This window comes from Spongiivirga citrea (assembly GCF_010671565.1).
Taxonomy (GTDB): Bacteria; Bacteroidota; Bacteroidia; order Flavobacteriales; family Flavobacteriaceae; genus Spongiivirga; species Spongiivirga citrea.
On the sequence record NZ_JAABOQ010000002.1, the window covers coordinates 1 to 22,996 of the forward strand.

General features: G+C 36.9%; 20 protein-coding genes and 1 rRNA gene. 4 read left to right on the forward strand and 17 right to left on the reverse strand.

Annotated elements, in window-relative coordinates:
• Both rrf and GWK10_RS03625 read left to right on the forward strand, forming a co-directional pair.
• Window positions 1-108 (forward strand): 5S ribosomal RNA (gene rrf, locus GWK10_RS03620).
• A 503-nt stretch (window positions 109-611) separates the two neighbouring features.
• A complete protein-coding gene (locus GWK10_RS03625) occupies window positions 612-875 on the forward strand; it encodes a hypothetical protein (protein ID WP_164029558.1) in 264 nt (87 codons plus the stop codon).
• A 5-nt stretch (window positions 876-880) separates the two neighbouring features.
• On the opposite strand, the gene GWK10_RS03630 is transcribed toward GWK10_RS03625, so the two are convergent.
• The 6 genes from GWK10_RS03630 to GWK10_RS03655 all read right to left on the reverse strand — a co-directional run bounded on the left by GWK10_RS03630 (window position 881) and on the right by GWK10_RS03655 (window position 10,034).
• Entirely contained in the window at window positions 881-2,251 is a 1,371-nt protein-coding gene (locus tag GWK10_RS03630; RefSeq protein ID WP_164029559.1) for a ThuA domain-containing protein, read from the reverse strand.
• Window positions 2,252-2,310: 59 nt separating this feature from the next.
• Complete coding sequence (locus GWK10_RS03635; protein ID WP_164029560.1) at window positions 2,311-4,716, reverse strand: glycoside hydrolase family 31 protein; 2,406 nt, start codon at window positions 4,714-4,716, stop codon at window positions 2,311-2,313.
• A gap of 157 nt (window positions 4,717-4,873) precedes the next feature.
• Window positions 4,874-6,784: a 1,4-alpha-glucan branching protein GlgB gene (gene glgB, locus GWK10_RS03640; protein ID WP_164029561.1), complete on the reverse strand. Its 1,911-nt coding sequence runs from the start codon at window positions 6,782-6,784 to the stop codon at window positions 4,874-4,876.
• Between the two features lie 21 nt (window positions 6,785-6,805).
• On the reverse strand, window positions 6,806-8,077 hold the full coding sequence (locus tag GWK10_RS03645) for a glucose-1-phosphate adenylyltransferase (RefSeq protein WP_164029562.1): 1,272 nt from the start codon (window positions 8,075-8,077) through the stop codon (window positions 6,806-6,808).
• The gene (locus GWK10_RS03650) at window positions 8,067-9,500 is read right to left on the reverse strand and encodes a glycogen synthase (protein ID WP_164029563.1); all 1,434 of its coding nucleotides are present in this window, start codon (window positions 9,498-9,500) and stop codon (window positions 8,067-8,069) included. Before GWK10_RS03650 ends, GWK10_RS03645 begins: the two co-directional genes overlap by 11 nt.
• Window positions 9,501-9,605: 105 nt before the next feature.
• On the reverse strand, window positions 9,606-10,034 hold the full coding sequence (locus tag GWK10_RS03655; RefSeq protein WP_164029564.1) for a DUF4268 domain-containing protein: 429 nt from the start codon (window positions 10,032-10,034) through the stop codon (window positions 9,606-9,608).
• Window positions 10,035-10,138: 104 nt separating this feature from the next.
• Here GWK10_RS03655 and GWK10_RS03660 point away from each other — a divergent pair, with 104 nt between their 5' ends.
• Window positions 10,139-10,600, forward strand: coding sequence for a (2Fe-2S)-binding protein (locus GWK10_RS03660; protein WP_164029565.1), 462 nt, complete (start codon window positions 10,139-10,141; stop codon window positions 10,598-10,600).
• A gap of 13 nt (window positions 10,601-10,613) precedes the next feature.
• Window positions 10,614-12,827: a xanthine dehydrogenase family protein molybdopterin-binding subunit gene (locus GWK10_RS03665; RefSeq protein WP_164029566.1), complete on the forward strand. Its 2,214-nt coding sequence runs from the start codon at window positions 10,614-10,616 to the stop codon at window positions 12,825-12,827.
• A gap of 80 nt (window positions 12,828-12,907) precedes the next feature.
• On the opposite strand, the gene GWK10_RS03670 is transcribed toward GWK10_RS03665, so the two are convergent.
• The 11 genes from GWK10_RS03670 to nirB all read right to left on the reverse strand — a co-directional run bounded on the left by GWK10_RS03670 (window position 12,908) and on the right by nirB (window position 22,927).
• Window positions 12,908-13,642, reverse strand: a complete 735-nt coding sequence (locus GWK10_RS03670; protein WP_164029567.1) for a heavy-metal-associated domain-containing protein — start codon at window positions 13,640-13,642, stop codon at window positions 12,908-12,910.
• Between the two features lie 2 nt (window positions 13,643-13,644).
• Entirely contained in the window at window positions 13,645-14,481 is an 837-nt protein-coding gene (locus GWK10_RS03675) for an NHL repeat-containing protein (RefSeq protein WP_164029568.1), read from the reverse strand.
• Window positions 14,482-14,564: 83 nt separating this feature from the next.
• Window positions 14,565-15,191, reverse strand: a complete 627-nt coding sequence (locus GWK10_RS03680) for a heavy-metal-associated domain-containing protein (RefSeq protein ID WP_164029569.1) — start codon at window positions 15,189-15,191, stop codon at window positions 14,565-14,567.
• A gap of 18 nt (window positions 15,192-15,209) precedes the next feature.
• Window positions 15,210-15,974, reverse strand: coding sequence for a hypothetical protein (locus tag GWK10_RS03685; protein ID WP_164029570.1), 765 nt, complete (start codon window positions 15,972-15,974; stop codon window positions 15,210-15,212).
• Between the two features lie 54 nt (window positions 15,975-16,028).
• The gene (locus GWK10_RS03690; protein ID WP_164029571.1) at window positions 16,029-16,448 is read right to left on the reverse strand and encodes an HYC_CC_PP family protein; all 420 of its coding nucleotides are present in this window, start codon (window positions 16,446-16,448) and stop codon (window positions 16,029-16,031) included.
• A gap of 106 nt (window positions 16,449-16,554) precedes the next feature.
• The gene (locus GWK10_RS03695; RefSeq protein ID WP_164029572.1) at window positions 16,555-16,923 is read right to left on the reverse strand and encodes a DUF7009 family protein; all 369 of its coding nucleotides are present in this window, start codon (window positions 16,921-16,923) and stop codon (window positions 16,555-16,557) included.
• Window positions 16,913-17,506 carry a precorrin-2 dehydrogenase/sirohydrochlorin ferrochelatase family protein gene (locus tag GWK10_RS03700; protein WP_164029573.1) on the reverse strand — a complete coding sequence of 198 codons (594 nt, stop codon included), beginning with the start codon at window positions 17,504-17,506 and terminating at the stop codon, window positions 16,913-16,915. Before GWK10_RS03700 ends, GWK10_RS03695 begins: the two co-directional genes overlap by 11 nt.
• On the reverse strand, window positions 17,496-19,337 hold the full coding sequence (locus tag GWK10_RS03705) for an ATP-binding protein (RefSeq protein ID WP_164029574.1): 1,842 nt from the start codon (window positions 19,335-19,337) through the stop codon (window positions 17,496-17,498). The genes GWK10_RS03700 and GWK10_RS03705 overlap by 11 nt, the downstream gene beginning before the upstream one ends.
• A 32-nt stretch (window positions 19,338-19,369) precedes the next feature.
• Window positions 19,370-19,960 carry a DUF4202 domain-containing protein gene (locus GWK10_RS03710; protein WP_164029575.1) on the reverse strand — a complete coding sequence of 197 codons (591 nt, stop codon included), beginning with the start codon at window positions 19,958-19,960 and terminating at the stop codon, window positions 19,370-19,372.
• 20 nt (window positions 19,961-19,980) lie between these two features.
• Entirely contained in the window at window positions 19,981-20,358 is a 378-nt protein-coding gene (nirD, locus tag GWK10_RS03715) for a nitrite reductase small subunit NirD (RefSeq protein WP_164029576.1), read from the reverse strand.
• 64 nt (window positions 20,359-20,422) lie between these two features.
• Window positions 20,423-22,927, reverse strand: a complete 2,505-nt coding sequence (nirB, locus tag GWK10_RS03720) for a nitrite reductase large subunit NirB (RefSeq protein WP_164029577.1) — start codon at window positions 22,925-22,927, stop codon at window positions 20,423-20,425.
• Between the last annotated feature and the right edge of the window lie 69 nt (window positions 22,928-22,996).

Here is a 22,996-nt window from a genome sequence, read left to right on the forward strand (position 1 = left end):
TAAGGTGGTTATAGCAATGGGGCTCACCTCTTACCATTCCGAACAGAGAAGTTAAGCCCATTAGCGCCGATGATACTACATTCGTGGGAAAGTAGGTCGCCGCCTTCTTCTAAAGACTCAATCAATTTATTTTGGTTGGGTCTTTTTTTTGATCTAAAGTCAAACGAATCAAGCCCGTGGTGAGAGTATTCTAAATTATTGTAGCTTTTTTGGTGTACAATAATTTAGAATACGAGCGTTTTACTTGTTCTTGTTTAGCCTTCTATAAATATTATAAGTATAACCCCATAAGTATCCTTAGCTAGTACTGATTGGTTAAGAATATTTTACCAGCCCTTCTTCCTGATACCCAAAATACCTCCTAAGTTTTTATACAATAAATTTCAGGTAGACTTCACGCACGAATGAAGCTTTTGTCGTATAACCTTTCTAAACCCTGACTCTAAATGTGACTATAAAGTCTTATTTATATTCAAATCTCAGAAAACTTAAATAGCACAATGTCAACTCAACCAACCCTAAATGAATCGTAGCGGTAGTACGGTATGATAAATGTTAAAAACTGTAACAAATAGCACAAATAAACTACATATATGTAAACTATAATTACAATGAGCTCTTCCTTGGCAAATGCTATTTTGAAAAACAACAGAAAACTGTTGAAAAAACCACATTTACCCTATATGGGTAAAAAACCTGTAGGTGGTGTTGCTAGAAAGAAAGAAGGATCTTATACTAAAGTTAGCGAAGCTCGTCTAAAAAGAATTCTTTTACATAAGAAACGTCAAAGAAGAATAGATGGTTTACAAACTCTATTAATCAGTATTCTAATAATTGTTGGATTGACCTTATTTTTCTGGTTCGTTTTAGGCTAAATATTTTAATCAAGTATGAATTTAAAAGCATTCGCGATTAACTGTATAAATTCCTCATCAGAATATTTGCTTTTGGCATGCCCCATACTGGTATAAAAACTTGTTCCACCATCTGGCCTGTTGTAGTAATGAGCAGTCATTCTAGGATCGTCATACGAATTTGAGCCTGTATCTTCAACGCGTAACAATTCAGTAAAAGAATTATTCAGATAACCACCTTCCCAGTAATACCATTCCTCACTATCATTCCACGGGAAGGTGATGCTTGCGGTTAGTACAGTATTCTGATTTTGAATTGTTACTGTCGCATCATAGCCCGCAGGTGTATGGTTAGGATTGTTTCTGACACTACAACCAGTAACATTCTCGGCATACCAATCCCATTGTCCTTTGCCATTTCCTGAGACTGTACTGGCAGTACTGTGTCCATAAGAATCACTAGCAGCGTGATTAGAGATAAAATTACCGCCTTGCGCGGCATAAGCTTCAACATTATTACGTTGAGATTCACTTAAAGTATTCCCAGATGTATTGGTGAAGAATATGATGTCGTATGTATTTAAATTCTCTAAGCTATCAAAAGTGCTACCGTCATCATTAGTATCAACATCAAAATCCTGCTGAGATGCTATATTCTCTATCATAGTGATACTTTCGCTCTTGGTATTATGGTTAAAACCTCTTGTTCTAGTAAATACAAGTACTTTTGCTCTAGATCCAGAATTGGCTTCTGTAGTTATGGTTAACGGATTGCTTTTATCAGACTCATTGTTGGAGGAATCGATAGCCGATATTTCAAATGTATATGAGGTTTCCGCATTTAGGTTTGTGACCTCATAGGTCGTATCAGTAACTTGTTGAATTTCGGTTCCATCCTGATATATCTTATAACCCACCACCGCTTCATTATCAGTTGATGTATCCCATGAAAGGGAAGTTCCAGTAACCGTTGTATTTGTGGCAGCAAGGTTTTCTGGAGTTGAAGGAACTTCTGTATCCGTTGATGATTCAGTGGTAATACTAACCGAATTACTTCTATCGGATTCATTATTAGAAGAATCGACAGCTGATACCTCAAAAGTATATGAGGTTGCCGGATTTAGGTCCGTAATCTCATAGGTTGTGTTGGTAGCTTGTTGAATTTCGGTTCCATCCTGATAAATTTTATAACCAGCTACTGCTACGTTATCGGTTGATGCATCCCACGAAAGCGAAGCTCCAGTTAAGGTTATATTCGTAGCAGTAAGATTTTCCGGAGTTGAAGGATTTAATATATCCTGAGTAATTTCTTCCGTATCACTGCTTTTACTACAGGAATTAAAAATTGATGTAATTACAAATAGGAGGTAAATTCTTTTTATTCTAACTAGTCTCATATTACAGATACGTTAGTTAGGTGTATTTTAGTTTTTAACCTAAAAAAGCAGTACCAATTTTACTCACCAATAATATGCAACTCACTAAAGTCTTTTGTGACTACTAGTGTATTATCACCATTTACCCGAACATCATCAAATAGGGCTTCTTCATTATCAATTTGTATTTTGAATATTTTGAAAGGCAATCCGTGAAGCTCTATTTTAAAAGTGTTATAGGCTGTAATGTATTTTCCAGATTTATATTGCTGAATAATCAATTCGTTGGTCTTACCAGTAAGTTTAAAGTTGCGCAGACTATAACGGCCTTTTATGTAATCGTAGCCATCGTGTGCATCTTCAAAAACTGTTGAATTTTCTTTTCCTTTTTTATAGAATACATCTAATGTAAGTTGTTCTATCTCTTTTTCACCTACATATTGCTGAATTGGATATTTAGGAATAATCGCACCTTCTTTAATAAAAATTGGCAGTTTGTCAATATCGGCATCTACCCATTGCTCTTTACCTCCAGTAACGATCTCATCATTCCAGAAATTATACCATTTACCACGCGGAATATACATACGCCTTCCTTTGGCATTCGGTTCTTGTATCGGGCAAACCAAAATATGATCTCCTACAACAAACTCATCAGTTCTAAAGTGCGTTTGAGAATCTTCTTGGTCATATAAAACCAACGATTTTAACATGGGTATGCCTTCGTCTGCATATTGCCAAAATGAGGTATATAGATAGGGAAGGAGTTGATATCGTATTTCTATAAATTTTCGTACAATATCAGTTACATCTTCATCAAAAGCCCAAGGTTCTTGATCGCCATGATCTCCGGAAGAATGTGTTCTACAGAAAGGATGGAAAACACCTAATTGAATCCATCGCGTATACAATTCACCATTAGGCTGTTCGGCAAAACCACCAATATCCGATCCTATAAATGAAAAACCAGACATACTCATGCGCTGCGCCTGTACATTTGCAATCCACAAATGTTCCCAAGTCGCTACATTATCTCCTGTCCATGATGATGTGTAACGTTGTGTACCTGAATAGGCAGCTCTTGTTATTGCAAATGGTCTTTTCGGGTAGGCAAATTTCTTAAGACCTTGATAGGTTGCTCTGGCCATTTGCATTCCATAAACGTTGTGCGCTTTTCTATGACTACACGGATTACCATCGTAATCATGACGCACGTCGTCAGGAAAGGTTTTTCCTGGAACTTCCATTACAGCAGGCTCATTCATATCATTCCATACACCACGAACACCAATTTCTTCGACTAACTCTTTATAAAGATTAGCCCACCATTCCCTCACTTCTGGGTTTGTGAAATCAGGAAAATAACACTCCCCAGGCCATACTTTTCCTTTCATATAAGGTCCATCAGCACGTTTACAGAAGTAGTCTTTTTCTAATGCTTCTCTAAAGACATCGTAATCCATGTCGATCTTAATTCCAGGGTCGATAATGACTACGGTTTTAAAACCATCTTCCTCCAACTCTTTTACCATTTTCTTTGGATTTGGAAAATGCTTACTATCCCAAGTAAAACAGCGAAACCCATCCATATAGTCAATATCTAAATAGATGGCATCACATGGTATTTTCAATTCCCTGAACTTTGTTGTGATCTCTCGTACTTTGGATTCTGGATAATAACTCCACTTACATTGATGATAACCCAAAGCCCACAATGGCGGTAGTTGATGTGGTTTACCAGTAAGGTCAGTATAATTAGCTACGACGTCAGACATTTCCGGACCGTAAATGAAATAGTAGTTCATTTCACCGCCTTGAGCCCAGAAACTTGTTATATGTCTTCGTTCGTGCGCAAAATCGAAAAACGATCTAAAGGTGTTATCAAAGAAAATACCGTAGGCTTTTTTATGATGTAAGCCGATATAAAATGGAATGGTTTTATAAATAGGATCGGTATCCTTTCCGTATGCATAAGAATCAGTAACCCAATTCTCAAAACGCTTACCCTTAAGGTTGAGATGTACTGGTTTATCACCAAGACCATAAAAACTTTCTCCGTCGGGTGAAACCTTGCTCATTTTAACTATGTCCCCACCGTATTGATAACTTTCTTCCCAATGAAAGCCCAATTCATCTTGGCTTATCAATGTTTCATCCGCCGCATCATAAATAGACTTTTTAAGATCAGTCTTATCTATTTTACAGATAAGTTTGGCTGTGGTTATGATATAATGGTCATTATCTTCAGATATTTCCAGCTTGTTATATCCGCGACTTGCATATTTTGTAATGGCATACGAAAAATCGTTTCCGAAAATACCAGTGGTGGCATAACGAAAACGTAAAACACTATCTCTTAAAATAGTGACCTGAAGTGCCACTCCGTTTTTAGTAACGAAGTTTAAAACGTCGACATTTTTTTCGTAATTGGTAATCTCCGAAGGAAATAGATCTCCCTTGCGTTCAAGTTCAGTATTAGTAATCATAGCTTATTTTTCTTGACGAACCGTCACAAATGAACGCATTTTAACCTACATTTAAAAGTAATGTTACTAACATTATGAGCCTTATAGTTAAAGCTGGTTTTTAATACAATAACAGTAATAAAATCGTTTTTTTCTGAAGATTTCGAAAAATGAATAATCAATTTTTTATTGAAAATACTATTGTTGATAAAGGAGGCAGTGAAACCATAGCAGAATAATCTTTGAAGTGCCATCCAAGATCATCAATTTTTATTGGTTTTGTATTACTCACTCCACTACCACAATACTTTTTAAGATCTGAATTAAAAACTTCTTTTAATTTGCCTTTTTGATGTACGCCTATCTTATAGTTTTCTCTTAGAACTGGTGTCATATTACAAATCACTATTAGATCATTCTTGGTATCATGGCCCTTTCTGATATAGGATAGGACACAGGCTTCACTATCATTATGTTCAATCCACTCAAATCCTTCTTGACTAAATTGTTTTTCGTACAATGCCGGATAGGTTGTGTATAGGGCGTTTAGATCTTTTACGCATTGTTGAACGCCTTTATGATAGTCATATTGGAGTAAGTGCCAGTCAAGACTTTGTTGAAAATTCCATTCGGCAGTCTGCCCAAATTCACCACCCATAAATAATAATTTGGTTCCTGGATGAGTAAACATATATCCGTATAATAGCTTCAAATTGGCTACTTGTTGCCATTCATCACCTTGCATGCGCCCTCGAATGGAGTGTTTGCCGTATACCACTTCATCATGCGATAAAGGAAGCATAAAATTCTCGGTAAAGGCGTAGGTCATGCTAAAAGTAATATCGTTATGATGGTACTTTCGGTATACACTTTCTTTTTTAAAATAATCGAGCGTATCATGCATCCAACCCATCATCCATTTCATACCAAATCCCAGTCCTCCGTGAGAAATAGGTTTTGAAACTCCCGTATATGCAGTCGATTCTTCTGCAATGGTCTGTACATCGGGAAAATCCTTGTAGATCGTTTCATTTAATTCCTGAAGGAAGGAAATAGCCTCAAGGTTTTCGCGTTCTCCATATTTATTAGGTTCCCATTCACCATCTTCTCTGGAGTAATCGAGATACAACATGGAGGCAACCGCATCGACACGAAGTCCATCAATGTGGTATTTATCCAACCAAAATAGTGCATTTGATATTAAAAAAGATCGCACTTCGTTTCGACCATAATTAAATATCAGGCTTTTCCAATCCGGGTGGTAGCCTCTGCGTCTGTCTGGATGTTCGTATAAATGCGATCCGTCAAAAAAGCCAAGACCATGTGCATCTTCTGGAAAATGAGATGGGACCCAATCTAAAATTACTCCGATATCATGTTGATGTAACTTATCGACTAACAACATAAAATCTTCAGGATAACCAAAACGACTTGTTGGTGCAAAATATCCTGTTAGTTGGTACCCCCAAGATGGGTCATACGGATATTCCATAATTGGCATAAGCTCGACATGGGTAAAGCCCATTTCTTTCACATAACTAACAAGATTGTCGGCTAGCTCGACATAGCTAAGAGGTCGATTGTCTTTCGTATCAAACTTCCACGAGCCAAGATGCACTTCATATACTGAGTATGGCTTGTCTAACGCATTTTTATCCTTTCGATAACCCATCCAATCCTTGTCTTTCCAGGAATAATTTAAATCCCAGACTTCAGAAGCTGTGTTTGGTGGGTGTTCGGACCTTTTGGCATAAGGATCGGCCTTTTCAGTTACGATTCCGTTATGATGACTATGTATTTTGTATTTGTATTTTTCTCCTTGACTTATGTTAGGAATGAAACCTTCCCAAATTCCTGAACCATCCCAGCGAACATGAAGTTGGTGTTCATTATCATTCCAATAATTGAAATCGCCAATAACGGAAACAGATTTGGCCGAAGGAGCCCAAACCGCGAAATAAACTCCTTTTGTATCGTCAACCTTAATAATATGAGAGCCTAACTTTTCATATAATTTGAAGTGCTTACCAGCTTTAAAAAGTTGAATATCGAAATCGGTAAAAAGGCTATGCGCTTGAACTTTCTGCATTAAAATGAGATTAGTGCTAGATTAAATTGTAAAACCATGCGGAATTGTAGCGCCAGCTTTTATAACGACAATACCATCTTTTACAACGTAATTTTCATGTTCCTGGTCATCTAGGTGCTTACCACCGTTGATACGCACATCATTGCCTATCTTACAGTTTTTATCGACAATGGCGTGGTTAATATAACATCGGTCACCGATACCATTATAGGGTTGATTGTTTTTAATACAATTGTTAATCTGGTCTAAGGTCTGGAATTTACTATTCCCCATGATATAGGAATTAGCCACTGTAGTTCCTTTTCCAATTCGTGCTCGAATGCCGATTACAGAGTTTTCTATTCTACTTGCATTGATAATACCACCTTCGGCAACCATTGTTTTTTCTAAAGTAGTACCGGATATTTTTGATGGCGGAAGAATACGCGCTCTGGTGAGAACACTTTTGTTACCATCGAATAAATTAAATTTAGGGACATCATCAGTCAAACCTAGATTAGCTTCATAAAATGAATCAATATTTCCGATGTCCGTCCAATACCCTTCATACTGATAGCTTAACACCTTATGATCATTGATGGCTCCTGGAATTATCTCTTTACCGAAGTCTATTGTTTCGGTATTTTCCAATAACTTAACTAGTAAGTCTCTGTTGAAGATGTAAATACCCATGGAGGCTAGATATTCTCTGCCCTGATTTTTCATTTCACTAGTAACATCCGATTTCCAATCCGGTAATAATTCCGTGGCTGGTTTTTCGATAAAACTATTGATCACGTTTTTTGAATCGGTTTTTAGGATTCCAAAACTAGTAGCATCTTTTGCATTTACCGGCAATGTGGCAATACTAATAGCCGCTTTACTTTTTATATGGGCTGATACCATATCATTAAAATCCATTTGGTACAGTTGGTCACCAGAAAGGATCAATGCATACTCAAAATCATGTGCTAAGAAGTGAGGTAAGCATTGTCTTACAGCATCCGCAGTACCTTGAAACCAAGTCTTGTTTTCGGGTGTTTGCTCTGCGGCTAGGATATCGACAAAGGCATCGCTAAATATACTGAAGTTATAGGTATTTTTTATGTGCTTGTTTAGTGAAGCAGAGTTAAACTGCGTTAGTACAAACATTCGTTTGATCTCGGAATGGATACAGTTAGAAATGGGAATATCTACAAGTCGATATTTACCTGCGATTGGTACTGCAGGTTTCGATCTACTTTCAGTTAGTGGATATAAACGCGAACCTTGACCACCGCCAAGGATAATTCCCAGTACTTTTTTATTGACCATTTTTTAACTGTATTAAGGATTTGTAAAGTGCTATATATTGTTTCACAGAATGATTCCATGAATGATCGATTTTCATAATCTTCTTTCTAGTTTTCTTGAACTTATCTTGCTCATTGAACAGTGCCTGTGCCTTAAAGATAGCATTTCCTACAGCTACAACCGATACTTCTTCATGTTTAATTCCGAAGCCGTCTTTTTCATCAATGTCAATGATGGTATCTTTAAGTCCACCAATATTATTTACAATAGGAATTGTACCATACCGCATAGAATACATCTGATTTAACCCGCAAGGTTCAACCCGAGACGGCATTAATAAAAAATCCGCACCAGCATACATTCTGTGAGAGAGTGCTTCATTATATCCTGTATGGTTGTTAAAGGTGCCTGCAAATTCTTTGGATAAGGCCTCTAGTTGTGATTCAATCTCTGTATTACCAGAACCAAGTACTAGAAAGTTGCCTTCATTCTTATCAGCTAGTAAAACCTGTCTAAAAATATCGGGTAATAAATCGGCCCCTTTTTCCCATACGAGACGCCCTATGAATACGAATAATGGTTTCTTTATATCAAGTTTAAACTCTCCGCACAACGCCTTTTTCGACGCTTTTTTTCCTGTCTGAACTTTTGCAGCATCATAGTTTTTCGGAATTAAAGAATCTGTTTCCGGATTCCATGTTTTCCAATCTATTCCATTTAAAATACCAATACATTTTGCTTTTTCGTGCGCTAGTAATCCTTCAAGGCCATTGGCATGTATTGTCATTTCCTCCATATAACTTGGCGATACAGTTGTTACGCGCCAAACGCATTTTACGGCGGCTGCCAGAGGATTTATACTACTATACCAATCTAATAAACCAACATTCTCCTGATTGAAATTAGGAATAAGATCGAACTGATCATAACCAAATTGCCCTTGATATTGCGCATTGTGAATGGTTAAAACTGTAGGTATATTTTTTAGTGATTTAAAATCATTACAGTAACCCATCATAAATGGGACCAAACCAGTATGATGATCATGAACATGGACTAGATCAGTCTTTATATCTTCTTTTATAATCCAATTAAGAGCAGCAATTTGATAACCTATAAACCTAAGATGATCGTCATCGTAACCATATACGTTTTCTCTATCCGTTAAACCATCAATTTTGACCAAATAAATGGGAAAACCGAACTTTTTTTTAGGTACAGATTGAATGGTAAATGAAACCAAATTCTTACCGATAGCAACCACTTCCTCAAAAATGGTTTTGGTCTTTAGGTCTTGTACCACCTTAGTATTATAGTATGGCATTATAACCGAAGCCGAAATACCTAAACTATTCTGATATGAGGGAAGTGCTCCTACAACATCTGCCAATCCACCAACTTTTGCTAAAGGATAACATTCGGCACTAAAATGGAGGATATTCATAAGGTTCAGTTGATTATGATGTTAAAATTACGAAAAATCCTACCTACCAAGGTATTTATTAATTCATAAGATTTCACTTTTTTCGACCCTCATAATTTGAGGTAGTTAAGATTTCAAGAAATCCTCATATTCCCAAAAAAAGGCCTCAAATAATGTCATATTCTTATTGAAGAATTCCATGGTTTCTTGCCATGTATTTTTATTATGGACACTTACGTTGTGCAGTACTATATATACTCGCGAAATTTCTTTTCCATTTTCCAAGATAAATGAATCATCAAATACCAGATCGTTTATAAAGTCCCGTGTAAGTATGGTTTTAAGTGAATTGATTTTTTCCCAAAGTTCAATTCGTTTTTCTAACCGGTCGTCTTCAATATCTAAAGAAACAAAAGCTTTTTTTCGATCAAAACTGAATTTAAAGCTCATATCCTTGATTTTGGTATTGTATAAAAGCCATTTTTTTGGGAATGACTTTCCGAAGGACGTCCAAAACTCTTGTCTTATTTTACGTGATTCTTCTTTACTGAACATGCATTAAGATTAACTTAACAAAAGGTTAAATACCCTGGGCTAAAAAGTAAGCTTCATTTTAATTTAGTAATTTAGGAATTCAATCGTTAACTAAACCAAAAACTATGGAATCATTTACCATAAAAGTGAATGGTGAAACTAAAACCGTTCAAGCTGATGCAGATACACCTTTATTATGGGTGCTGCGTGATCACTTAGATCTTGTTGGGACCAAATTCGGATGTGGAATAGCGCAATGCGGTGCCTGTACAGTGCATATTGACGGTGAAGCTGCAAGAAGTTGTTTACTTCCAATTTCTTCAGTAGGAGAAGGGGCCGTTACCACAATTGAGGGTCTGTCAGAAAAGGGCGATCATGCACTACAAGAAGCCTGGAAAGAAGTTGACGTGCCGCAATGCGGATACTGTCAAGCCGGTCAAATTATGACGGCCGCTGCTTTTTTAGAAAAGAACCCTAGTCCATCTACAGATGAGATTAAAGATGCCATGCATGGCAATATTTGCCGTTGTGCATCATACCAACGCATTCATAAGGCGGTAAAAATTGCTTCAGAAAAATTAAGTTAAAACCAGAAACATCATGTCAACCAATATACCAAATACATTTAGTAGAAGAGACTTTTTAAGAACCTCTGCACTTGCCGGTGGCGGAATGCTAATCGGTTTTAATTTGATAACTGCTTGTAAGGAAAAGGCTGAAATGCCTGTAGATATAGCCTCATTAAATTTTAATGATTTTAATGCATTTATTAAGATAGCAGATAATGGCTACGTAACTATCTATTCTCCTAATCCTGAAATAGGCCAAGGTGTCAAAACATCGATGCCTATGATTATTGCCGAAGAATTAGATGTGCCTTGGGATCATGTAAATGTGGAACAAGGAAAATTAGATACGGAAAACTTTCAAAGACAAGTGGCTGGGGGTAGTCAATCGATCCGATTTGGATGGGATGCCCTTCGTCAAACGGGAGCAACAACCCGGCAAATGCTTGTGAACGCCGCCGCTGCCAGGTGGGGAGTAGAAGCTTCCACTTGTAGCACAAAACAAGGTGTAATTACCAATGCAAAAGGAGAAACATTAGGCTATGGAGATGTAGTGAAGGAAGCAGCCGCTCTTGAAGTGCCGGAAGGGGTTACTTTAAAGGAGCCTAAAGATTATACAATTATAGGTCATGACGCTGTTAATGTTGATATTGAAAAAATTGTAACAGGTAAACCGTTGTTTGGTCTTGACTATAAAAAGGAAGGGATGCTATATGCAGCTATTCTTAGACCACCATCTTTTGGTAAAAAATTAGTGTCTTTTGATGATACTGAAGCCAAAAAAGTAGACGGTGTCACTGATGTAGTGCGATTTGGAGAAAAGGCCATAGCGCTTAGAAGTGCAAATGCTTGGGTGGCAGGAATGCTCGGTCAAAGTGATAAGATTGCTGTAGTAGCAACAAGTACTTGGCAGGCAATGAAAGGTAGAGACGCTTTAAAAGCGGTATGGGAAGATGGTAGTCCGATGGAAAGTACTGAAGGACATGATGATGAACTGATCAAAATTTTAGATGGTTCTAATTTGAATACCCTTCGTAAAGATGGAGATGTAAAAAAGGCTTTTGCTAAAGCGGATGCTACTTTAGAGCGAACCTATGAATCTCCCTTTTTACCGCATGCATGTATGGAGCCTATGAACTTTTTTGCGGATGTAACTGCTGATAAAGTTCATTTAGTGGGACCAATACAAACTCCTGCAGGGACAGCTCAATCAGTAGCTGGTATGTTGGGTAGAGACCCAAAGGATATACATTTAGAAATGACCCGAATGGGAGGAGGTTTCGGAAGACGATTGTATGGTGATTTTGCGATCGAAGCAGCTGAGCTTTCGGCAAAAATTAACAAACCTGTCAAAATGGTGTGTACTCGTGAAGATGATATTGGAATAGGAGTATATAGACCTGGAATAAAATACCGGATTAAAGCTGGTGTGAAAGACGGTAAAGTAACTTCATACCATTTAAAAGAGGCCTGTATTAATAGTAATATGTACGGCTTGATACCACATTTCTTCCCAGCGGGTGCAATAGAAAACTATCAAGTTGATGCAGGTAATTACAAGAGTAATATCACTACGGGAGCTTGGAGAGCGCCATATACACATTTCCTTGCCTTCGCTGAGCAAGCATTTTTTGATGAGTTGGCCGAAATGATGGAAATAGACCCTGTTCAGTTGCGACTCGATTTATTGCAAAACGTAAAAGGTCATAAGGATGAGAACATTCAGTATGAGCCAAAACGTATGGAAGATGTGATTAATCTTGCAGTTGAAAAATCTGGTTATAGAAATAAAAAAGACGGAGTTTTTCAAGGTTTTTGCGCATACTATTGCCACAATACTCATGTGGCTGAAGTTGCTGATGTAGTGATTGAAAATGATAAGCCTGTTGTGAAAAAGGTAACCGTAGCAGTTGATTGCGGAATCGTAGTGAATCCAACAGGAGCTAAAAATCAGATAGAAGGTGGGGTTATTGATGGAATTGGCCATGCCATGTATGGTGACCTGTCGTTTAGTAATGGAACACCGAATGCCCAGAATTACGATAAATATCGTTTAATACGTATGAAGGAGGCACCAGAAGTAGAGACGCATTTCGTAGAGAATGAGCTATCTCCAACTGGACTTGGTGAGCCAGCTTTGCCTCCAGCGGTAGCTGCGATTGCCATTGCAATAAATCAAGCTACAGGGAAGCGATTGTATAAGCAGCCATTTGCTAATAAATTAGAAGTAAAAGAGCTTATTGGATAATTTCGAATAGTTATTATTTTAAAAATAAAAGGGTTGACTTTTTAAGTCAACCCTTTTTTGTTTTCCGGAAACAGTCAGGCCTATGTCATTTTAACCAACATAAATATTGCCATAACGATCATTACACTATTTTCTATAAATGTTGCCTGGGTCATCGGTAGCTTTAATGCTGTCCCTAAACAAGCACATTGTATAGTTTTCCTATTTAATAATGTTTGAGTCACTCCGATAGTTGTAACTCCCAATATAGCTAAGGTTCCAACCAGAGCATAGAACACTTCAAACCGAAACAGAAACATTAAGCCAAGTGCAACTTCAATAAAAGGATATACCCAACCATATACTTTTATTCTTTTTGCAATAGGATCGTACATTGCGAAGCTATCGGGAAAACCTTTTAAATCTAATAATTTGAAAAAGCTAAAAACGATATAGAATAATCCCATAAAATCAAGCATCGCTTCAGCTGTGTTCCAGTTTTTTAAATGAAGTAAGACACTTGCGCTTATCAGATAAAAGAAAATAAGAAAGAGTGGCTTTAGCTGCTGCAATTTTGTTTTCTCATCAGTGGTAATGCCTTTGGCAGCATCAGATTGAAAAACATTTCTCGTTTCTTTCTCTGAAATTTGATATTTTTCAGGTAGTGCTTGCCGCAATGTATCTATAGAAATATGATGCTCCATTTTAATGATAGCTTCTTCTTTTTCAAGAATGACATTTGCTTTAATCACACCATCAATCTCGTTTAATATTTTAGAAACTCCGGCCTCACAACCTTTACAGGTCATTCCTTTTATTTCGTATATATGGTTCATAATCAAGATTTGGTTGACTCTGTAGGCTTTAACTCGTAAATGGTTAACTCGCTTGTACGATAATTGGTGATATACAACTTCTTCTTTTTTACCAAAACATCGGTTGGTTTTTTAATCGCTGTTTCCAGAACTTGCTTTAAAACTCCTTCTAATGTAAACACCAAAACACGACTATTTTCAAAATCGGTGATGAATACTTCTTTATCCGAAACGAAGATACCGGTAGCTGCGTTCATTTTCTGATCTTCGCCAATCATCATTTTGAATTTTCCTTCTTTATCAAAAACCTGAATGCGGTTATTGTAGGCATCAGCAACCCAGATATATTCTTTGGTAATATGAACATCAGTAGGGTAGTAGAGTTCACCTTCGCCTTTTCCTTCTGTACCAAAACTGATATAATTACCGCTATCTGCACTATATAAAATCCGATTATTATAAAAATCTGCAATGGCTTTTTCATTGCGATATACAGCGACACCAGCCGGAGCATCTAATGAGTCATTTAAGATAAGATTACTGTGATTATCCCCTTTAATTATGGTAATTTGGTCATTACCGTATTGTGGAATTAGAATTTCTTTTTCCGTACTAGCGATATGCATTGGCCTTTCAAGAGAATCTATAGTTCTAACAATTTCTCCCTCTTTATTAATTAGTACTAATCGATTGTGATCACCATCGCTTAACCAAGTACCTTCATTATTGATGGTGATACCTATAGGGTTTACACCATCTAGTTTTGTGGTATTGGCATGTTGCCAACTAACTTCTTTTGTTTTTGTATTGCAACTTGTAATAAGTAGCGCAATGGCAATATATATGATATGATTTTTCATTTCTTCTTATTTGTAAAGCGTATTCATCCCATTTTTTTTGAAATGCATACATACGCTTAATAAATTATAGGCTATTTATTTGACTACTCGATACGTTCGTATTTACAACAGCCCGGTAATTCACCATAAGTATCAGCTTTTGCCTTGTGATTTTTTGTATCATGCCCGGCTTTAGCGATGGCCTTTTCAATCTTTTTTAAGTTGGTTTGTTTACTATTGAAACTAACTTCTAACATTTTAGTTTCCCGATCCCAATTAGATTTCAAAACCCCAGCTACTGACAATGCAGCTTTATTAATTCGCGCTTCACACATTTCGCAATTACCCGCGACAAATGCCTGCTTGGTACTCTCATTACTATTAATTGTTGCAAGGTTAGAAGCACTAATTTCTTCAATAGTACCATCGGCTCTTGTCACTTTCCCCGACATTGGTGTGTATCCGGCTTTATTTACTTGTTGCGTAACTGCATCTAAACTGAGTGCTTTTTCAGTTGGATATGCAAAGCTAAAATCGCCAGTTTCAATGTCAATTTTCACTTTTTTAATTCCTTTGAACTCTTTGAACTTTTTTTCAAGTCCATAAGCACAAAACGGACAGCCTAGTCCATCTACTTGTACTTCAAATTGATCAAAACTTTTTTGTGCGCTCATGTTCATGGCAGGAACTACCATTAAAACTGCGAATATGATTATTACTATTTTTTTCATGATTTTATGTTTTAAATTTTAAAATGTATATCGTGTACCAATAAATACACTGTTTTTTAATTCACGCCCGGCATCTACCGTTTGTGTTAATGGTAATTGCACCGCTAGATCAAAAGTGATGTTTTTACCGGCATATTGAATTCCTTGTGCATACAATAACTGATACCAATCTCTTTCTGGTAAAAAGGCACTTGTATATTCAAAATAAAGATTCAATTGCTTATTAGGATACTGTGGCTTTAGCAGCGGTAATCCGAATCCTAATTTGGCTCTAAACTCATCTAATGTGCCATCTGGCATCCAATTGTATCCAACTTCGGTAGAAATACCATATTTCAATGTTTCATATCCAGAAACTATGCCATAGTAACCGGAATATTTTCCAGTGCTAATTTCCATAACATCAATTTCTTTTCCTGTGGGTAAACTTTGAAATGTCTTGGCTACTACACGAAAGGTTTTACCAGTAGCATCCTTACGGTAAAATTGATACTTACCAAGTATCTTAATATCAGCAAGTCCAGATCCTGAAATGTTATTAAGATCATAATCCACATAAGGGAGGTGAACTGCCACTAAAGAGTTAGAAGTAGGTAGGTAATGCAACATTAAGGGAGCATAAACGACTGAGCCTCTTTCTGTATTCCTAATTTCAATAAGTGTTTTTGTAGTGAAGCTATTACCACCAAGCATAATGGGCTTATCGGCAGTAATAGGTGGCCCTTGCGCATTTGTTTTCACAAATGACATCACGAAAAAAAGCGATATATATATGTATTTCATTGTTTTTGTATTTATAATTCAACCTGTGAGTAATACGAGGTAGTGAATTATAAATCAAATTAAGAAGGTCTCTTGCAAGACATGAATGTCTTCAGTGAGAATTGGTGGCGGATAACCATCAAAAGGAACAATATTTTCAGCTAAACCTTCAAAAAGATTAATATAGCTATAAGCAAATGAAGCAAGAAATAATTGCTGCTCAAGTTGTAAGTTGAAAGTAGCAGTATTCAATTCATCTTGTGCTTCTACAGCAATAAAAGTATCTGTGCAGCATGCCATTTTAGAAACCTCAAATGAGGTATTGGAATCATAGGAGTTTTCCATGATCATTCCGCAGCCATGGGCCTCATCAAAAAAAGCAATATCAACTAAGGTAGACCCGCAATGATGCATATCTATTGTGAATGATACTGATGCCACTAGCACAATAAATGATAAAAACAAAGCCGTTATTTTATGAATTACTTTTTTCATTTGCTAATGCAAAGATACATAATTCCCAAAAAAGTCTCGGTATGAACCTGGTTATTCGGTTATATAGTATAGCTTTTTAACTTTGTTCTAAGATTTGGGTGACTTGCTAATTAGCCAATTTAGGATTCGGATAATTATCTGATTGGTCTTCATCTCGTGAATCCATACAAACAAGGTCTTTTTCAACTAATAAGGCTAATTCATTACCATTAGAAGTGATTATAGTTTGAGAAAACCCTACTTGATCATTATCAAACCAATCTTCACTATTGGTTTTATTTAAATACAGCGTGATAGTGTTACTTTGAAAATCAGCATTAAGAATGAAATCCTCTTCCTTGGCTTCAAGAGAATATGTAAAAGTTTGGCTGTCAAAATGGGCTTGCTGCATTACTTTCCCCGTTTCGCAGAAAGTCTTGACCTCTGATTTGGTTAACCGATATCGAATAGAGTTTCCTTTAATTCTAATTTTCATCTTCTTCCTTTTCGTTGACTAGTCCCTTTGTAAACTCATTCAGGGTTTGCACTTTTTCCTCAAAATCGCCCTTAATGGTTTTACGAAATTCGTTGAGGTTTTTGACAAGATCATCAATATTGTCTGGAATAACATCTTCGAAAAATTGTCGTAAACGTTTTGCAGTTGTGGGAGATTTTCCGTTGGTCGAGATCGCCACTTTCACATTTCCTTTGGTAACAATGCCGCCCATATAAAAATCGCAAAAAGGTGGGTTGTCGGCTACATTAACTAAAATAGTTCGCTCTCTACAATCATGATAAACTTGTTCATTTACAGGAACATTATCTGTAGTTGCGACTACCATATGCCTGCCTTCTAAGTAAGATGAATTGTAATGATCAATATGCATCTCAATATTAAATTTTTCGGCTAAAGCTATAGTTTCAGGTCTAAACATTGGCGAAACCATGCTTACTTTGGCATTCGGGCTCGATTTTAGTAAAAAGGTTAATTTTTCTAAGGCAACATTTCCGCCACCCACAATTAAAATATCGAGCTGAGATACTTTTAAAAAAACAGGATATAATTCGTTACGATCCATGTATTGCCTCGTTTTTTTCAGTTTTATAATTGATAGTAACTCGCGTTCCTTTGCCGGGTTGGGAGTTGATAAACAAACGACCGTTAATATAACTTATTCGTTCTTTCATAAAGAATAAGCCCATACCACCTTCACTATTATTTTTTGGCACGTCATTTAAAATAGAAGGGTCAAAACCTTTACCATCATCATCGATGACAATGCTCAAAATATCATTGGCAAAGTTAATGGTTACCAAAATATAGTTTGCCTGAGCATATTTTATGGCATTATTAACGGCTTCTTGAGTCACTCTATAAATGTTGGTTTCCGCTAAAGAATCAAATCGGATATTCTCTTCTGATTTGTTTTCAAACAGCACTTTCTTACCAGTAAGTTTAGACAGCTCAATAGTCATTTTATGCAATGCGGGAAAAACGCCATGATCGCTTAATTCCGGAGGTGTTAAATTGAAAGTTGCCGTTCTTACTCCTTTTATTAAATCGGCAGTCAGGTCCTTTAGATACGCAATTTTTTCAACGGTTTTTTCTTTATCATTCGGTTCAATCGACTCGATGTTGAACTTTAGTGCTGTGAGCATTTGTCCAATTCCGTCATGAATGTCTTTTGCAATACGCTTGCGTTCTTCTTCTTGACCTTCAACAATTTGGCTGGCTTGTTGCTTTTTTTGCAACATCTGTTCTTCAAAGTTCTGCTCGGTAAGTTGTTCTACTTTTAACTGGTTTTGCTTTCGCTCTGTTATATCGGAACACAAGATTAAAATGCTTTGTTGTTTGCTGGCCTGATGCATAGGAATGATCGAAATATCTAACCAAATATGCTCTCCTTTAAAAGTGGTAATTTCAATTTCCTCATTTCTAATATTGGTCTTTCTGTTGCTTTTTAAAACTTGCTTTAAGTATTGCTGCTGACCTTCATCCTTTGTTAACAATTCAGATAAAGGACTATTAAGTTGATCTTTTCGCAAGCCCAATAAGTTTGTAAACTTCTTACTAATAAATACAATACTACCGTCATTACGGGCACTCGCAAAAAGCGCGGCATTGTCGATGACGAAATTAAGTTCTCGAAGTTCCTGAAGCGATTTTTCTTTTTCTACTAGTAAGTTCTCTATTTTTTTTGTGTTTCCATCAGATTCTAATTGACTTTGCATTAAATTAGAAATCGTCTTACGAATTTGAATGGATAGTGGTTTAAAAATGAAAATTATTTCTAGCAGTAGGATTAGTAATGAAAGGGCGACTAATAAATATTCTTTTTGTTTTAAATTTTGAAGTTTCTTATTACTGCGTTCATCATATTTGTTGACAATATTGTCCATCATTTTCAAAAAATCGCGCTCGTTGTCAAGTAGCACGTTTTTCTCTTTTTCAAAATCAAAATTGCTACTTTTTAATTGCGATACAATGGTTTCTGTAGCGTTGACCATTGCTTGATGATGAATATCAATTTCTTTAAATAGTAAAAGAATCTCAGTGTCTTTTTCTATCGGAAGATTTATTTCACTATTACCAGATTGTAGTCCGATGTGTGAAGTTTTCCATAGTAACAAGGTCTGATTAATCTGCGATACAATTTGATTTTGTACTGTCGTATCATTTGAAGGGCTTAACAGCAAGACTTCCTTCACCAGTTTTTGACTTAATGCCCGTTGACGACCAGCCACATTGATAACACGCGAATCGCTAAGTTGAGAGTTGAGGTGTGATTGAATTAATATTTGCGCAATGATAATGGTTAATGCAATGGTAGCAAATGCCAATAAATACCACTTGCGAATTCGTAAGAAAGTCGCTGTGTCTAATGGTTTTTGACGTTTTTCGCTAGACATTGTTATAATTGAATTATTATCAAAGTACTCGATTAAGCATTAATCGCTTCAGACACGAAACTTAATGCATATTCCGAAAGAGGAAGCTCTAAAGCGGCTTTTTGTCCTTTCTCCGACATTTTACACCATGTTTTTTGCAAAATATCGATTGTTTTTTCTTTTGGATATTTCATTGCAAAAGCTTCGAAATAGTATTCTAAAAAAACCAAACAAATGACATCTTCTAAAACTTGAGTTTCTTCATTTTTGCGCAATTGCTTTTTTAGAAGAAGAAACTGCACCTTCTCGATCATTTCCTCAGAGTATCCTACTTCTCGTAATATGGTAGCTGCCTTTTCTGCATGAAATTTTTTTAATTCCTGCCGCCATCTTAAATAGCCTTCGCGATTCATGGGGAAGGAGTTTCGTGCAATTTCCCATCGACAGATATGTTGACATCTAGCGGTTAATTGCAACGCTTCCGATGCATCCGGAAAAAACCGATTTAACTGCCTTGTCATTCTATGTGCATACAGCAACTCTTTTGGATATGATTTTCCTTCAAAAACTTCCGTATTAGGGTCTTGTTGGTTGGCCGCATCAAATAGTTGAAAAGCGTGCTGAAGTTTATCTTGATTAGGCATGTATTTGAATTTCGCTAAAGCTATTCAGAAAAGCCTACATACACAAAGTCATTTTCAATTTTAACGGGATAGGTCGCGATTGGATCCAAAGTACCATTCAAATTGTCTCCTGTTTTTAAAGAGAATGTGCTTTTATGCAGCGGACAAGCAACTTTAGGTTCTGAGTTCTCTTCGCCAATTATCCCGCGTGACAGCACCATTTCCATTTTATGGGGACATAAATTCTGGCAGGCATACCACGTATTTTCTCTTGCGAAATTGAATATTGCAATTTGCTTATCCTTGTATTTAATACATGCACCACCGTTTTTTGGAAATTTAGAGATATGGGCTGCTTTAAACCAGATGTTTACTGCTTCAGGAAGTACTGTTTGATACATATTTAAAGTCGTAATCATAACTATTGTTTTAAATGAAGGACTCCGTAAAAAGACCTAGATGGTTCTTGTTAATGTAATTTGATTAAGCCCATTGTTTAGGCATTTTTTGATCTCTGAGTGATACAAATTCAATGTTGTTGTCAGTCTCTTCTGAATTCACAAAATGCGTATAGCGCTCTCTGATTTCTGGTGTTTCCACAGCTTCCTTCCATTCGCATTTATAAGAATCGACCAAGGCTTGCATTTCCCTATCAAGTTCATCAGCAATTCCTAAAGAATCGTTGATAACTATGTTTTGCAAATAAGTAATGCCACCCTCTAGTTTATCTAACCAAGGAGCGGTTCGTTGAAGTGGTTGTGCTGTTTTAATATAGAACATAATAAAACGATCCACATATTTTATGGCGGTTTCTTTATCCACCTTTTCAGCTAGAAGTTCGGCATGTTTTGGGTTGGCACCGCCATTTCCACCTACATACACATTCCAACCACCTTCTACGGCTATAAATCCAAAATCTTTACCTCTTGCCTCAGCACATTCTCGGATACATCCTGATACACCGCCTTTAAATTTATGCGGTGAGCGTATTCCTTTGTAACGATGTTCAATTTCCACAGCAAAACTGACACTTTCATCCATACCATATCGACACCAGGTTGAGCCAACACAGCTTTTAACCGTTCTAAGTGATTTTCCGTATGCTTGCCCGGTTTCAAAGCCTTCTTTAATTAGTTCCTCCCAAATAAGTGGTAGTTCATGCAATTTTGCGCCAAACATGTCAATACGTTGCCCACCAGTTATCTTGGTATATAGATCATATTTTTGAGCGATACGACCTAGTGCCATTAGCTGTTTGGGTGTGATTTCTCCTCCGGCAACTCTTGGTACCACGGAATAGGTTCCATTACGTTGAATGTTGGCTAAATACCGGTCGTTCGTATCTTGAATGGTGTTTTGCCGGTTTGCCGTTTCATTGTAAATGCTAGCGAAAATTGCGGCAACAGCTGGTTTACAAACTTCACAGCCATGACCACTTCCTGCCAAATCAATCAATTCATCAAAGTTGTCAACTTCTCTTAGCTTAACAATGTCAAATAACTCCTGCCTAGAATAGTCAAAGTGTTCGCAAATACGCTCTTTTACTGTTTTTCCAATAGTTTTAAGGCTTTCAGTTATTAAATCTACCACCATTGGCTTGCAACCACCACAACCCGTTCCGGCTTTTGTGTCTTTTGCAACCGCTTTTACGGTTTCATTTCCATCTTCAAGCACTGAACAACAAATAGCGCCTTTTGTAACTGCTTCGCATGAGCAAACTACTGCAGTATCTGGTAAGTCCATTGCACTGCCAAATGAAGCTTCTCCTTCACCGCGACTTCCTATAATTAGTGCTTCTGGATTTTCAGGTAACGGCATTTCATTTTGGTATAGCTGTAGAAGCATATTGTAGTCCGATGCATCCCCAACAAGTATACCGCCTAGCAATTTTTTCCCATCATGACTAACATTGATTCTTTTATATAAGCTTTGGGTTTTGTTCTCGAAAATGATTGAATGCCCTTTTGCCGTTGGCATAAATGGTACACCAAAGCTAGCCACATCAACTCCAATCAATTTTAGTTTGGTTGACATATCAATCGACGATGCCATCACCGTTTCTTTTTCTTCCAAAATTTGATCAACCGCAACTTGTGCCATTTCGTAGCCTGGTGCGACTAGACCGTAAATCATTTCATTATATAAAGCCACTTCACCGATTGCAAAAATATTCGGATCAGACGTTTGCATTTTGTTGTTTACGATGATTCCTCCTCTAGTTCCCATAGCTAGCCCTGTGCTTTTTCCCAATTCATCTCTTGGGCGAATTCCAGCTGAAATTACGAGCATGTCAACATCGAGCATATCATCTTCACCAAATTCCATTCCTGTAATTTTCCCATTTCCTAATATCTGATTGGTGGCTTTGCTTAGGTGAATGTTAATTCCCATCGATTCTAGCTTTACCTGCAGCACCTTACTACTTCTTGTGTCCAGCTGTCTGGGCATTAATTTTGGGGCAAATTCGACTACATTGGCTTCCAAGCCCATATCCATAACCGCTTTCGCAGCTTCAAGTCCTAAAAGGCCTCCACCTAAAATAGCTGCCTTTCCACCTTTAATCGTTTCGGCATAAGCGAGCGTCTCCTCAAGATCTTCTATGGTGCGGTACACAAAAACCCCTTTCTTTTCAACACCACGAATAGGAGGTACAAAAGGAACAGAGCCAGTTGCTATGACCAATTGATCGTATGTTACTGTATTTCCTTTAGAAGTATCAATGGTTTTATTAGTACTGTCAATATTGATGACTCTCTCATTAGTACATAATGTAATGTCATTCTCATCGTACCAAGATCGTGGTGCTAAGCTTAAACGATCGGCATTGCCATCTTCAAAAAACTCACTTAAATGTACACGGTCATAAGCCTCTCTGGGTTCTTCACCAAAAACAATGAGTTTAAATTGGTCGCTATTGGCCTTTGCTACAAACTTCTCGCAAAATTTATAACCCACCATTCCATTTCCAACAACAATGATTGTTTTCATACGTATTCATTTTTAATCATAGGACAATATTACGTATTAATACGTATTATATGTGTAATTATTTGGAAA